24 protein-coding genes are annotated in these 12257 nt (G+C 62.7%); 2 read left to right on the top strand and 22 right to left on the bottom strand.

Annotation, left to right across the window (positions count from 1 at the left end):
* Positions 1-110 precede the first annotated feature (110 nt).
* From ACU0B3_RS04555 to ACU0B3_RS04510, 10 genes are all read right to left on the bottom strand, one after another.
* Positions 111-425 carry a DUF7694 domain-containing protein gene (locus tag ACU0B3_RS04555; protein ID WP_446259639.1) on the bottom strand — a complete coding sequence of 105 codons (315 nt, stop codon included), beginning with the start codon at positions 423-425 and terminating at the stop codon, positions 111-113.
* A complete protein-coding gene (locus tag ACU0B3_RS04550) occupies positions 422-991 on the bottom strand; it encodes a phage protein Gp27 family protein (RefSeq protein ID WP_446259638.1) in 570 nt (189 codons plus the stop codon). Before ACU0B3_RS04550 ends, ACU0B3_RS04555 begins: the two co-directional genes overlap by 4 nt.
* A gap of 4 nt (positions 992-995) precedes the next feature.
* Positions 996-1283, bottom strand: a complete 288-nt coding sequence (locus ACU0B3_RS04545) for a VpaChn25_0724 family phage protein (protein WP_446259637.1) — start codon at positions 1281-1283, stop codon at positions 996-998.
* A 13-nt stretch (positions 1284-1296) separates the two neighbouring features.
* Complete coding sequence (locus ACU0B3_RS04540) at positions 1297-1605, bottom strand: VpaChn25_0724 family phage protein (RefSeq protein ID WP_446259636.1); 309 nt, start codon at positions 1603-1605, stop codon at positions 1297-1299.
* On the bottom strand, positions 1602-2000 hold the full coding sequence (locus ACU0B3_RS04535) for a hypothetical protein (protein WP_446259635.1): 399 nt from the start codon (positions 1998-2000) through the stop codon (positions 1602-1604). The genes ACU0B3_RS04540 and ACU0B3_RS04535 overlap by 4 nt, the downstream gene beginning before the upstream one ends.
* A gap of 3 nt (positions 2001-2003) precedes the next feature.
* Entirely contained in the window at positions 2004-2369 is a 366-nt protein-coding gene (locus ACU0B3_RS04530; RefSeq protein ID WP_446259634.1) for a hypothetical protein, read from the bottom strand.
* On the bottom strand, positions 2366-2494 hold the full coding sequence (locus ACU0B3_RS04525; protein ID WP_446259633.1) for a hypothetical protein: 129 nt from the start codon (positions 2492-2494) through the stop codon (positions 2366-2368). The genes ACU0B3_RS04530 and ACU0B3_RS04525 overlap by 4 nt, the downstream gene beginning before the upstream one ends.
* Before the next feature lie 11 nt (positions 2495-2505).
* A complete protein-coding gene (locus ACU0B3_RS04520; protein WP_446259632.1) occupies positions 2506-3075 on the bottom strand; it encodes a hypothetical protein in 570 nt (189 codons plus the stop codon).
* Positions 3075-3968, bottom strand: a complete 894-nt coding sequence (locus ACU0B3_RS04515) for an N-acetylmuramoyl-L-alanine amidase (protein WP_446259631.1) — start codon at positions 3966-3968, stop codon at positions 3075-3077. The genes ACU0B3_RS04520 and ACU0B3_RS04515 overlap by 1 nt, the downstream gene beginning before the upstream one ends.
* Before the next feature lie 114 nt (positions 3969-4082).
* Positions 4083-4460 carry a hypothetical protein gene (locus ACU0B3_RS04510; protein WP_446259630.1) on the bottom strand — a complete coding sequence of 126 codons (378 nt, stop codon included), beginning with the start codon at positions 4458-4460 and terminating at the stop codon, positions 4083-4085.
* A gap of 107 nt (positions 4461-4567) precedes the next feature.
* Between ACU0B3_RS04510 and ACU0B3_RS04505 the strand changes: the two genes are divergently transcribed.
* A complete protein-coding gene (locus ACU0B3_RS04505) occupies positions 4568-4702 on the top strand; it encodes a hypothetical protein (RefSeq protein ID WP_446259629.1) in 135 nt (44 codons plus the stop codon).
* A gap of 20 nt (positions 4703-4722) precedes the next feature.
* On the opposite strand, the gene ACU0B3_RS04500 is transcribed toward ACU0B3_RS04505, so the two are convergent.
* Entirely contained in the window at positions 4723-5169 is a 447-nt protein-coding gene (locus ACU0B3_RS04500) for a gp16 family protein (RefSeq protein WP_446259628.1), read from the bottom strand.
* 95 nt (positions 5170-5264) lie between these two features.
* Here ACU0B3_RS04500 and ACU0B3_RS04495 point away from each other — a divergent pair, with 95 nt between their 5' ends.
* A complete protein-coding gene (locus ACU0B3_RS04495; RefSeq protein ID WP_446259627.1) occupies positions 5265-5720 on the top strand; it encodes a hypothetical protein in 456 nt (151 codons plus the stop codon).
* Between the two features lie 14 nt (positions 5721-5734).
* Here the strand turns inward: ACU0B3_RS04495 and ACU0B3_RS04490 are convergent, their stop codons facing one another.
* The 11 genes from ACU0B3_RS04490 to ACU0B3_RS04440 are packed head-to-tail and all read right to left on the bottom strand — an operon-like array spanning position 5735 to position 12145.
* Positions 5735-6355, bottom strand: a complete 621-nt coding sequence (locus ACU0B3_RS04490; RefSeq protein ID WP_446259626.1) for a DUF3164 family protein — start codon at positions 6353-6355, stop codon at positions 5735-5737.
* Complete coding sequence (locus tag ACU0B3_RS04485) at positions 6333-6536, bottom strand: hypothetical protein (RefSeq protein ID WP_446259625.1); 204 nt, start codon at positions 6534-6536, stop codon at positions 6333-6335. The genes ACU0B3_RS04490 and ACU0B3_RS04485 overlap by 23 nt, the downstream gene beginning before the upstream one ends.
* Positions 6533-6718, bottom strand: coding sequence for a hypothetical protein (locus ACU0B3_RS04480; protein WP_446259624.1), 186 nt, complete (start codon positions 6716-6718; stop codon positions 6533-6535). The genes ACU0B3_RS04485 and ACU0B3_RS04480 overlap by 4 nt, the downstream gene beginning before the upstream one ends.
* A complete protein-coding gene (locus ACU0B3_RS04475) occupies positions 6715-7023 on the bottom strand; it encodes a hypothetical protein (RefSeq protein ID WP_446259623.1) in 309 nt (102 codons plus the stop codon). Before ACU0B3_RS04475 ends, ACU0B3_RS04480 begins: the two co-directional genes overlap by 4 nt.
* Before the next feature lie 35 nt (positions 7024-7058).
* Positions 7059-7421, bottom strand: a complete 363-nt coding sequence (locus ACU0B3_RS04470; protein ID WP_446259622.1) for a hypothetical protein — start codon at positions 7419-7421, stop codon at positions 7059-7061.
* Positions 7418-7969: a hypothetical protein gene (locus ACU0B3_RS04465; protein ID WP_446259621.1), complete on the bottom strand. Its 552-nt coding sequence runs from the start codon at positions 7967-7969 to the stop codon at positions 7418-7420. Before ACU0B3_RS04465 ends, ACU0B3_RS04470 begins: the two co-directional genes overlap by 4 nt.
* A complete protein-coding gene (locus ACU0B3_RS04460; protein ID WP_446259620.1) occupies positions 7966-8709 on the bottom strand; it encodes an AAA family ATPase in 744 nt (247 codons plus the stop codon). The genes ACU0B3_RS04465 and ACU0B3_RS04460 overlap by 4 nt, the downstream gene beginning before the upstream one ends.
* Positions 8710-8768: 59 nt before the next feature.
* Positions 8769-10892, bottom strand: a complete 2124-nt coding sequence (locus ACU0B3_RS04455; RefSeq protein WP_446259619.1) for a transposase domain-containing protein — start codon at positions 10890-10892, stop codon at positions 8769-8771.
* Entirely contained in the window at positions 10889-11707 is an 819-nt protein-coding gene (locus ACU0B3_RS04450) for a ParB/RepB/Spo0J family partition protein (protein ID WP_446259618.1), read from the bottom strand. The genes ACU0B3_RS04455 and ACU0B3_RS04450 overlap by 4 nt, the downstream gene beginning before the upstream one ends.
* On the bottom strand, positions 11700-11930 hold the full coding sequence (locus tag ACU0B3_RS04445) for a hypothetical protein (RefSeq protein WP_446259617.1): 231 nt from the start codon (positions 11928-11930) through the stop codon (positions 11700-11702). The genes ACU0B3_RS04450 and ACU0B3_RS04445 overlap by 8 nt, the downstream gene beginning before the upstream one ends.
* The gene (locus tag ACU0B3_RS04440) at positions 11930-12145 is read right to left on the bottom strand and encodes a hypothetical protein (protein WP_446259616.1); all 216 of its coding nucleotides are present in this window, start codon (positions 12143-12145) and stop codon (positions 11930-11932) included. The genes ACU0B3_RS04445 and ACU0B3_RS04440 overlap by 1 nt, the downstream gene beginning before the upstream one ends.
* Positions 12146-12257: the final 112 nt, after the last annotated feature.

Below are 12257 nucleotides of genomic sequence, written 5' to 3'. Positions count from 1 at the left end.
CCGGATCACATGCGCAACATCCCTGCACAGTCGCGCAACTTCTCGATCGCGCCGATCCCAGTATGTCGCATGCGCAGCCATGTCGTTGGCGACCTGTGCAGGGCTCGCGCTCATCGCCGCGCCTCCGCCCAGGCATCTGCAAACCGGGTTTGAAGGCTGTCTTCAAACCCGTCTTCACCGACGAGATCGGGAGCAAAATCCATCGGGCCGAGCCGCCAGAGGTGGCGGATATTGGCGGCGTTGATGACGTTGCCCTCCGCCGGATAGACCTCGATCGCGCGCGCCTCCGCACCCCATACCGCCGACTTGATCGCCTGCAGCTGGTCCCAGGTGATCGTGCCGTCATGCTCCACCCAAAGATGACCGAGCTCCTCATCGAGGTAGGTGGCGAAACCGTAGAAGGTGCATCGGATCGGATCGCTCATGCCGCCACCCCGAGGATGCTGGCCCGGATGGCCTGGACGGTATCGCCTGACAGCCCTTGCTCCCGGGCTACGTTCTCGGCCGCGCTCGCCGCCGCCTCCCGCGCCTCCTTCGCGATCTGTGCGCGTTCGTCTGCCAGCAGCTTCTCGCGGATGCCGGAGGAGGTCATCACGTCCTTGAGCATGCGCCCGATGAAGTGCAACTCCTTGGGGTCGATCTCGTCGCCCTCTTTGGTCATCTGCGCGCTCATCACCTTGAAGGCGAGCGTTGTGACCATTTGGAAGAGCACGTTGTGCCGCTTGGCCTCGTCCTCGAGCCCGTTGTCGGCCATCCAGCTTTCCGCCCATGCCGCCGCCTGCTCCTGCGCCTTGACGAACGCCTCGAAGTCCTGGCCGAACGCGTGCACGGCCGACTTGCCGAGGCGTATCTCCTCGCCGCGCTCCTCGAGCTTGGCGTTGAGCTCGTCGGTCAGCTCGACATAGCCGCCGAACCCACTTTCGCGCAGGGCGTCTTGCAGCCATTGCCGGAGGTCGGCGGGGATGCGGTCGATCTTGCGCGGCACCGGCATCGCTTCAGCTCCGCGGGCTGGGCTTTTTGACGCCGGGATGTGCCGCCTGGCCGTGCGCAACCTCGACGCCGCGGGCGGTGGCGGTGGCGATCACCACGTGGCTGTGGTCGGTCAATTCGATCAGCTCCTGCTCTTGCAGCCAGGCGAGCGTGGTGCGCATCTGATCCGTCGTCGTCGGGATCCCGACGCCCCGGCACACATCGACCAGGATCGAGGCGTTGGAGGTATACTCACTCGACTGGGCCAGATGGCGGAGGATCGAAAGGCGGCGATGCGCCGTGTTGTCGTTCATCGGGGGTCTCCGTTCATGGCAAGGGCCGGGCGACGCCGGCGGTGGTTGCTGCGCCGGTTGCCACTTCGGCGCCGCGGGCGGTGAGGGTGGCAACGAGGACCCGCGCCATCGTACGGCGCGTACAGGCAAGCTCCTGCTCCTCGAGCCATTCCAGCGCAGCTGCGACCTGGTCGTTGGTCGAAGGGATGCCCATGGCCACGCAATGTTGGCGGAGGATCGGAGCTTGCAGCGTGTACTCCGGGGCGGCGTTGAGGCAGCGCAGTATTTCAAGGCGGCGCTTCTCGGTTTCGACCTGTTTGACTGGCCACGGCGCGCTGATCATTTGCGTGCCTCCGCGGCCCGGATAGCAGCCTGATAAAGGGTGTCGAGGGTGCCGCTCATCTGCCGCGATGCCTCGCCTAGCCGGGCCACATCCGCTTTGATCTCGCTCACCTGCTCGCTGGTTGCGAGCTTGCCGATGCTGGTCTCGATCCGGTTCACCCGGCGTTGCGTCGCCTCGCTTTCCTTTTCGAGGCTGGACATACGCTCCTCGACTTTGTCGAGGCGGTTGATCATGTGTTTGTCGACCTGCTCGATCTGGCCGCGCAGGGCGTTGGCCTTGCTCGTGGCGCGCGCGGACAGCCGCTTGTCCCACCACAGGAACCCCGATAGCAGGAGCCCGAAGCCTGTGATCACCAGACCGACGATCACTTCGGTGAGTTTGAGCAACTCCAACATGCGTCACTCAGCGCGAAGCGCGACGAGCGTCCACAGCGCCGCCATCGCGATACCTACGACAACCACATCGCGCCGCTGTTTTCCCCCCTCATCCCACATCGGAAGGGCGACGATCGCAAACACGCTGATCGCCACCGAGAAGGACAGAAGGGCTGGAGCAGGGTGCGCGGACCAAAGGTCGATTTGATGCCCTGCGAGCAGACGCGCAAAGACGTAGTAGGACCGCTCGACCAGCATCGCCACGATCGCAAGGGCTGCACCGAGCCTCCCGGGCTTGCCCGAGCCGACGGCGTAGAGGTTCAAGCCGACGAACACCAGTGCGACCACGAGGGTGACGTGGCTGGCAGCAGTCACGTTGTCCCAGCTCACAAGATCATCCCCAGCAGCGTGATCGTTCCGCCAATAATCAGCGCCGCGCAAAGCAGCAGCAGGATCACTGCCAGCCAGGCACGGAACCAGGTCGTGGCCAGTTGATGGATGTCTGCGTCCCGCATGAAAGCTCCCTTCAAAAGACGGTACCTGGGCGCGGTGCTTCACGTCCCTCCGGTGAGGCCACGCCCTTGAGTTGTGCGATGATGTCGTTCTTGGCGGCCGAGCCGCGCGACGATCCGAAGAAGTAGTTGCCAACCTGCGTGGTCATCGCGCCAAGCGCGCCCAGCATGATCTTAACCACGTCCGCGCCACCTGCCGGCAGATCGAGCCACATCAGCGCCGCCAAGACGCCGAAGAACCCGAGCAGGATCAGCCCGCCCAGCACCGACGGGGTCCAGTCGCGCATCTTGGCCTGGCGATCCCGGGCGCTGGCTCGGTCGCCGGCGTCGATCCGCTCGAGCTCCACATCGAGGCGTTTCATCTCGGCGTCGAACTCGGTGTCGAGCTTGCGCAGGGCGGCGAGGGCTTCCGGTGTCGGGCGGCGCAGCAGATCTTCGATCGCCTCAACCGATGCCCCCGCATCGTTCAACAGCACTTGCCCGATCTTGCCCACCGCCGCGCCGGCCAGGGGGCCACCTAGGGCAGCGGCAAGCGTCGGCGCGACCGCCGCGACCACGTCGCGCAATTTGCCGCTCAGCTCCATCACAGCACCTGCTTCATGGCTTCGACGGCGTCACGGGTGATGATCGAAGCGGTGTAGCCTTTCACGACCCAACCCTCCTGACCGGCATAGACGACCTTCACCCAGGCGCGCCCGTTGAACTCGCCTTCGTTCAGCACCGGCACCACCGTACCGTCGGGGATCTTCGCGATCACGTTCGGGTTGAAGCTCGGCCAGCGGCGCATGTTGAGGATGTCTCCCGGCACCTCGATCGCGACAAAGCCGTCGGCGATCTTCTCGGTCGCCTCGATTTCCTGCGCGTTGGGCTCATCACGGCCAAGGATGCGTGCCTTGAGCGCGTCGAGCGGGAAGAGCGGGTTGGTGTCGATCTTCCGGCCCGGCGAGATGTACCAATGCGGCACGATGTCTTCGAGGCCGCGGTACTTCGTGAAGAGGTCTTCAAGGAGCCGTTCAAGGGTCGCCAGCTGCGCCTCGGTGTAGGGCATCCAGTACCCGTCACCGTGTTCTTCGGTGCGGCGCCACAGGATGTTGTGTTCCTCAATCGAGAAGTGCTCGCCCCAGTAGGCCAGGGCAAAGCCCTCGCGGCCGCGCTCCATGCGGCCGGGGTTCACCAGCTCGATGCCGACCGAGAAGCCGTTGCACCAGTCGCGGCCGTGGTAATGCGACCGGCCCGCGTGGTTTGCGCGGCGGTTGACCGGGACCTGCTGCTGGCAGTCCCCATTCCGCTCGATCACGAAGTGGACGGACACTCTGGGCGGATTGTCCGACCGCAGGTACGCTGCTGCATTGTCAAACTCGATCCGGCTGGCGGTGTCATGCACGACGACCAGCTCAGGGATGATCGCCCCGCCCATGTGGTGCGCCGCGTGGTAGCTCGCGCCCTTCCATTTGTGTCGTGAAAACCCGCGGGCCATGGCAGCTCTCCCGTTCTGCGGTTGCCCTCGCAATGTCGCAGGTCGGGGAAACGAAAACCCCCGGGACACCGGTCCCGGGGGCGTGCTGCTTCGATGGTTGGACTGTGCCTGAGCTCAGTCGTCCCTGTCAAACGGCAGCATCGGTTCGTCAGTTTCTCGGCTCTCGAAGGCACGCTCGAGCTTGTATCTGCGCACGGTGCGAATGTGCAGATCAGCTTCAAGTGCAACTTCCTGAATACTCTTCCCGGCGCGCAAAAGGCGTTCGGCATGCTTGCGCTTCGATAGCCGAACCGCACCGGCGCCGCGCATATGCGAACAGGGGAGAGTCAGGCGCCCGGCGCCAAAGGCGTCGCGCAACTGGGTGGCAGCCTCTTCGCCGATGATCGATGCGATCAGGCTCCCCGGGACCCGCACAGGGATCTCGATCTCGGTGCCGCCGCGCGCCTTGAGCAAGGTCGCGGTGCGTTCAAGGCCGATCACGGCCTCGATCATGCCAGCGGTGCCAGGAAGTTGGGTCACGACCTTCCCCTGTGCGTGCGCAGGTTCGCCTCACAGGTGGGCGCTACCGTCACGACCGTGTTGTTTTTGATGCGGTAGACGTGGCCTCCGCTGCGGACGCCGTTCGCTCCCGGGTGTTCCTCCGCCAGCGCCACGACCTCGGCGATCTCGGCGCGGACCGCGCGGATGTCGACGCCTCTGACCCGTTCGAGGTACCGGACGACGGCGTGATCTGAGACGCGAACTGCGGCATGTTTCATCGCTGCGCCTCGTTCGGATCGAACCCAGTCGCAACGCGCGTCGCCCAAGACTTGAGCGCTTGGATCACGTCGTCGATCTGGGTGTGGTCGCGGAGCATGTCGACGTCGGCCGGGACCGAGCCCCACGACTTTTCGAAGCGCTTGCGGATAAAGGCATTGAGCCCGGCCCGATCGGGTCGCTCGAGCACGCCGGCCTCGCCCAGCTTCGACCAAAGCACATGCACCAGCCGCAGATCCTTGCGGGGCGCCTTTGGTTTGCGCCCGCCCTTGGGTTTGAACCCCTTGGCCTTGAGGTTGTCGACGATCACCGTCAGCTCGGCCTCGGACATGTCGGCCATGCTGGCCTTGCCCGTCAACGCGAGCTGCATCGCCTTACGGTCATCGCTGTCGAGCCCCAGCTCGCGGCATCCAACGTGGATCAGCTTTTGGAGGGTGCGGGTCACGTCTTCACCCCCGCGTCAAACGCCCAAAGGCTGGGTTCAGTGTTTTTGAGAGAAAGGAGGCGTTCCGATATGCTTGGGCGACTCGGTTTGAACGCATGGGGGTGCTGATGTTCAAGTTTCTCTTTGGTGGCAGCCCGTCGAAGGTTGTTGTTGATACGCCAGACGGCCCCGTGGATTTGCTTCCATACGCGAAAGAGGTACTGGCGCATGCGCCAGAGCCAACTGGAATGGATGCCGAACGGATCGCGGAATTGGCAAAGGCTGGTTGGGTTGGCGCCTACGTCAAAGTCGGTGAATATCCCGAAGGAATTGATCGTGATTACGCAAAGCTGGTTATTGGTCGCGTGAGGAAATGGGTGCAAAGCGATCAGGCTTTGGCCCGCGCGAAACGCATCCGTATTGGACACCACCGGTTTTCTTGTGGCAGCGACGCTTGCCCGGCTATGGCGAAGCGCGATGGAAAGCGCGTCGCGAAGAAAAACATGGAACGACTGCCGTTGACCAGCTGCTGGCAGCGCTGCCAATGCCGTTACGACTACAGGTTGAAGTAGCTTCATTGCACACCTCACACCTTCGCGATGTCGAGCGACAGGGCGACTTTCCGCTCGGTTTTCGGGTCGACCTCGTAGAAGCGGATGTAGGTCTTGGAGCCGGTCACGATGATGGCGTCGGCGATGGCGTCCATTGCGCGGTGCCACTCGGGGTCGCCTGCCATGTTGAGCTGGCGCAGGGACAGGACGCGCTGGGTGTCGATCTTGCCGGTCTTGTTGACCTGGAAGGCGTGATCCACCAGCGCGCGGACGTTGCTATTTGCGCCTTCGGACCAGCGGGTCACACAGTTGTCGATCAGCTCCTTGGCGGCGGAGAGCTCCGGCCCGAAGGTCACATGCTCTTGCACGGCGATCTGGACTTCCATCGTGCCGTCGAACGAGCGCAGCGTGACGTTGCCTTTCTGCCCGCCGAGGCTGACGTCATAGTCCTGTGCCACGGTCTCCCGGAGTGCCAGCGTTTCGCTCAGCGCGAGCGCCTTGAAGGTGCGCAGTTCGTCGTGGATGCGGCGCGCGTCTTTCATCAACCCGCGCACCAGCTCGTCCTGCAGCTTTTGTGCAGGCTTGATGTTCTCCTCAGGGATCAGCTCCCCGCGGGCGTTCTTCATGTAGCCCTCAGGCACGACGTGCATGTTCATCGGTGGTCTCCTCTGGGGTGTGGGACAAGGCGTCTTTGCCGAGGTCGACGGTGAGGATCACAAGCGCCTCGACTTCGTCGACCGTGACACTTTCGGCGCCGCGCCGGCCGCGCATGTGGACCTTGGCGACGGCGCTGGCGCTCAGTTCAAAGACCTGACGCTGGGTGAGGCGCGGCTTCATGCGGCGATCCTCCCGTGCAGCGGGAAATCGATTTGCATCACGTAAAGCGTCTCGCCCGTTTCCGGGTCTTTGACGCCGCCTTTCCAGCCAAGGCCGCGGGCGTTGTCGAGCACCGGGCAGGTGCAGCCTTTGGCTACGGCTTCGGGCGAGCCTGGTGGCGGCGGGAGCGGGGTTTGTGTCATCGGGTTCCTCCGTCGTCGAGCACGGCGTCGATCAGCCCTTCGGCGATCACGACGCCCAGGATGGTGGTTGCGAGTTCGCGGGGTGTGGTTTCACGGTCTTCGGCAGCGAGCTCGAGCTGAGTGACCAGCGTCTGTGGCAGGCGCAGGATCACGCCGCCCTTGAGCTCGCCACGCGGCCTGCCACGCTTGAACGAAGGCAGATCGATGCCTTTTGCGCGGGCTTTTGAAAGGATGGTGTAGATCGACCCCAGCGCGAGGCCGGTCCGTTCGTGGATCTCTGCTGGCGGTAGGTTGAGCTTGGCCAACGCAACCACCTGGTCTCTGCTATCCGTTCGGGCCATCATTTTGCCCCCCGGTTGACTGGACACCTGCGGCACGCGCGAAACATCTGCACGCGCTGCGCATTGTGGCTTGAGAAGGACTTCGCTCGCTCCCGCCAAAGGCGGCATTCGTTGCTCGGAATTTTGCCGAGCGCCGGGCAGTCCGTGCGCCCGGACATGAAGGTGCCGCGGACGAGCTCCTCGGTCGCGGCCATGTCGCCCGGGTAAGCGTTGCGCAACACGTGGCTGACGACGGAGGAGCTGCGGCCGATGCGTTTGGCCACCTGGTTCTGCGAGCTGTCATCGCATGCGACGGCCATTGCCTCGACCCAGTCGGGCAACTCGCTGCCCCACGCCTCCCGCGCTTTGTCGACGGCGCTCATGCCGGTGGCGGCGTCAGTACGATGTGACGCTTCTCGTTGGGATCCCAAACAGCACGAACGCGTTGAATGACCGGTGGCAAAGGACCGCTAATCGGCAGAAGCCTGTAGATCGGTTCTCGAAGCCCGCGCTTGCCGCCACGGAGCATCCGTAGGAAACCAGCCCCGTAGAGTGCCCGGCAGTAAGTTTCAGCAAGATGGCTGCTGACTTCACATTCTTCGGTCGATGCATGACAGGACACGTCGGACGGCGTGAAGGATGCGAGGCCGCGCATCGCGCGCCACATATTGCGTTCAGGAGACTGATCGCTTGCATCGGCTTCCAAAATGGGAGGCGTTTTGCCGGTAAGGCGGAACGTAGCGGGCTCACCACGTACGCCTTCGGAGGCTTGTTCGATGAGCCCAAGTGCCAGCCACCTTCTGATGTGCGAACGGACTGAGGTTTCTTGCGCGCCACTGGTTCGGGCGATCAGCTGCGGTACAGTGAACTCTTTGAGTTCTTGGGCAGCACGCCAGTGCTTTGGATGTCCTGAGCGGAGCTGAGCGTTCATGCCGCACCACGCCGCGCCGTTGGTGCGTTCCCGGTGAAGAACTGGCGCTTGCCCCAATCATCCAGGCCAATCGCTTCAATCCCTTTGGTTGCGCCGATCTCTTTGCACGTCGCGAGGTTCACGGCGATCCTGCGGAGCGAGCCTCTGGCTTGCTCGAGGATCTTCGTTTTCAACTCCTGCGATACCGTGACGCCGGCGGCGTAAAGGTCGGCCAGATGGTCGACATCGCTGGCGTCCGCAGGCTGCGCCGCGACCCAGTCGAGCATGCGTCCATGGATACGCTCGACCCGTGCAAGGTTCTGCGGCAGCTCCTCCTCGCCGATGAGAATGATCGAGGCGCCTGAACCCTCGTAGATCTCCCGCGTGGTTTCGATCATGCCTTTGCGGATCAGGAGATCGGCATCATCGAGCAACAGCGGGACGTCTTGGATGGCCAGCCATTCCTTGATCTGATCCATCATGTCATAGACCAGTCCGCGCGGCTTGATGCCCATTTCGGCAAGGATCGCCTGGCAGAGCTTCTTCCTGGACCAGCTGTCGGCGACTTGGACCGAGATGCACCCGTATTTGACAGACGCAAAGGTCGCAGCACTCGTCTTGCCATAGCCCGAGAACCCATAAAAGCAGGCCATGCCCGGAAGGCTGAAATCCCTGTTCTGAACCCGCTCGATGAGTTGGCAAAGAGCCGCCACATTCCGCAACGGCGCGACATTGTTGTAAAGCTGCTCGGCTTGTGTCATACCATCCTCCAGATGACTGTTCTGCCGCCGCTGGAGCTCGTACCTCCACGGCGGCTTTTTCATTTCCTCAGGGCGGTTTCCCCGAAGCTTTCCACCATGGCTTTCATCGCCTTGTAGGTGGGGGTGCGCTGGAACGAGTTGAGCCACTTGCGCTGATCGCGCGTCAGTTCCTCACCTCTCTCCAACCGGGCCTCTATGTCGAAGGCCCGTCGTGCGAGATCGCGTTCGTCTTCATCGTCCTGCCTCTGAACGTGAGCGAGCTTTCGCGTCTCGAAATCTTCAATGAGTTCGGCCTGCTTGGCCTCAATCCCGGCATCTACCACCGGCTTAGGCTCTGGCCGTGGCGTCGTCGCAATGCGAACAACTTTGGGTTCAGGGGCCTCCGCCTGCGGCAATGCAGCCTCTGCCAACGCCTCTCCAAGCTCCGCCGCGGTAAGCTTGCGATGCGCTCGGGCTGCTGCGCGCTCCGCCTTCATCCAGTCGCCGCGGGCCTTGGCGTGGGCTCTGCCCTCTTCCACGTCGAAGAACCCTGCCTTGGCCTGGCAAACCGCGTGGCCCCGGTACTCTCCGGTCAGATCGTAGATGTGCAATCCCGCCCAGAGGTCGGCTCTGTCAAAGCGGGCGACAACCTTTTCGCCTGCGATTTCCAGCATCCATGGGGCGTAGTATTTGTTGCCCATGAACGAGATTTGTCCGGTGCGGCTATGTGCTCGGACACCCTCGGCTCCGAGTAGCCATAGCCGGCGCTGCGCGGGTGTCGCCTTTGTGATCGGTGCGCTTGCATAGCTTTCGTCAAAAACCTCGGCAAAGCTGCGGCCATAGGCGGTTTCCGTTCGGCGGTCGCGGCGCATGTTGTGGCGCTCAATTTCTTCTGAAAGCACGGCGAGGAACTGTTCGAGAGGAACCGCGCGGGTGCCATAGTCCTCCGGCTTGGCGGTGGGTGAATTGCCGGTGTAGGCGCCTTCAAAGGCGGGGTGCTTAGCGACGCTGTCACACAGGTCTCGAAAGGCCCGTTCAATAGGCTTTGATTGCCCCGAATACGGCGTTGCCCAGTGGACTTTGCAGCCCAACGACGTGAGCAGCCCCGGGATGTCATCATCGCGAACTTTGAAGCGGAAGCGCGTGGGGGTCCCGCCGGTGATCGCCTTGGCCGCGAACTCGCGGCCGTTGTCGAGCAGCACGTGGTTCGGGATGCCCCAGTCCTCGATCAGATCGCCGAGGCAAAGCTGAACCGCATGGCTGTTGGCCGTCCGGTCAACGCGCCAGCTGAGCAGCCGGCCGGAGAAGATGTCCTGGAAGGCCACCATCTGCGGCCGCCCGATCTCTTCTGCCTGGCCTGGTCCACCTGGGAACCGGACAAAGACGTCGAACCTGTGGAAGTCTCCGTTCACGCCTTCCATGGCGGTCATCGCCGTTTTGTCGCGGGTCTGTGCCGGGTAGAGCCGCTTCAAGGCGTCCTCGCCCTTGCGCAGGAAGGTTTCAGTCTCTTTTGACACGTTCGCCTTGATCCACCGGCGCATCGTATGCACCGGCACCGTCGGGATCCCGCGGTGCTCGGCGATACGCCGGGCCCGCTCATAAGACGTGGTGAAGGACGGGCCGGCGAGCCGCAGCCAGTCACTCTTCACGAGATCAACAAAGTCGGGGTCGATCGGGGTCTTTACGCGTGGTCGCGCACCCTTGGCATAGCTGGGCGCGAGGCACGGCAGCCAGTCTTCGCGCGGCACGGCGTAGACCATATCGAGCCAGTTCCAGATCGAGCGCGCAGAACAGCTCGACATCTTCCCTGCCTCATGCGCGGCCTCAAATTTTGTCATGCCGCCTTGCACGAGTTTGTGGAACCGGTCGAGGACGTCCGCGCGGTACTGCGCCTTCTCCTGGTGCTTGGCGGGGAGCTGCTCGTAAGCCGCCCACTTAGCTGTCCGGTCTTCCTCCTGGGGAACCGCATCCGGCTTTGTGTGGACAGCGCGGATCAGGTGGTTTTGCGCGTATTGAGGAAAGAGGGTCCAGTGATACTCCCAGCCCGCGCCCCGAGCCGCCCGCTTGCGCGCGAAGTCGGTGTTGCGCCAGCGGGATCGCTCGATCAGCTTCAAGATCCCGCGTTCGGTATTCGGGAAGTCTGGGAGCTTCGCGTCGATGATCTCGGGAACGGACCACCACTCTTTCTGCACGAGAGCCGTCATTTGGACGGCTCATCGATAAGAGCTTGAATTGCATCGCGATGCTTTGCCACAAACTTCCGGCGATCTAACTGTGATGCGCGCTTCCAAGCCAAAAGCAGGGCGTTCAATGTCTCTGGAGGCCGCACCGCACCAGGGCGTTTTGCTGTCTGGACGTTGATGGCCTTGCGCAAGGTATTGCACGAGCCATTGGAAAAAGCTTCGCAAGCAGTGGCCCTGGCCTCTTCGTCGAGCTGTGCGAGCGAGAGTAAGTCTTGAACGCCTGGTGCTTTTTTCGCACTGGCTAGCTTTTCCACCTGATCTGACGTAAACGAGCGACCGATCTGCGCTAGTCTGCCGATGTATCTCGGCGAGCAAGATCGTTCTCTCGCGACGTTGGCAATGAAAGAAGGCATGGATGCCTTCTTTGCAATTCCCGTTCTTTTTCCGTTGCTTGCACCGTGTTTCGCTTCTGGATGACGTTCCTCGTAGAGTACTTGTGCCTCCGCCAGAAAAATTGCCTGTTCCAGCGCGGTCATTCCTGCGGCGAGGTTGGAAGCAACCTCAATCTCTGTCGCTTCCCGGTCGTTGCAACGGTAAGCGCGAACTGGGACTTCCTCCAAACCCAGCGATCTAGCCGCGGACAATCGGTGCGCTCCATCGATCAGCACCCATCCCGCGTTTTGCTTTTTCCTCACGACGATGGGATGGACGAAGCCCTGTCCAGCGATGAGCTCGACAAACTGCTTAACCTTGCTCGCGCTCGTTGGCCTCAGCCGTGAGACAGTCTTGATCTCGGCAGGATCAAGCATCGTGGTTTTCTGGATGAGCTCAGCCACGCGTTGGCTCCTTCGTCATGCGGTAGAACCAGACCCGCCGATCGTCGACGAGCTGTTGCCAGCATGCGATCTCCGCTCCGTTTGCACGCAACTCGGCGACCACGGCGTTGACCGCGCAGACGCCAGCCTTGCGGACGATCTCGCGGGTGCTATGCGGCTTTCCGTCCTTGAGGACCTTGAGCACGCGGCGCAGGCGCGGAGAGTGCATGCCGGCGGCGTGCATCAGGCTGCCTTCTGCGAGGCCGCGCGCCGCATGGCGGTCACCATGCTTTCCAGAAGAGCGAGGTCCTTCTTGGCGTCACTGAGGCGACGTTTCACCTGGGAGAGCCGACTGCCCGTTTGGTCATAGACCGCGTACAGGCTGCCGATTTTCCGAATGCTCAGGGTGCAAGGAAAGGTTGGGCGATCTACTTCGCCGCGTGCGTTGTAGGGTTCCATGACTGCTCTCTCAGGAAGGATGTGCGTTCAAGTTCGTCCGCGATCTGCGTCGCGGTTTGGGCCAGTCGCCGGAGGCTTTGCTGACAGCTTGGGTCTTCGATCAAGTTGATCA

Source organism: Pseudaestuariivita sp., from assembly GCF_052825805.1.
Note: the sequence above shows the minus strand (reverse complement) of the source record. Positions and strands in the feature narration are given on the sequence as shown.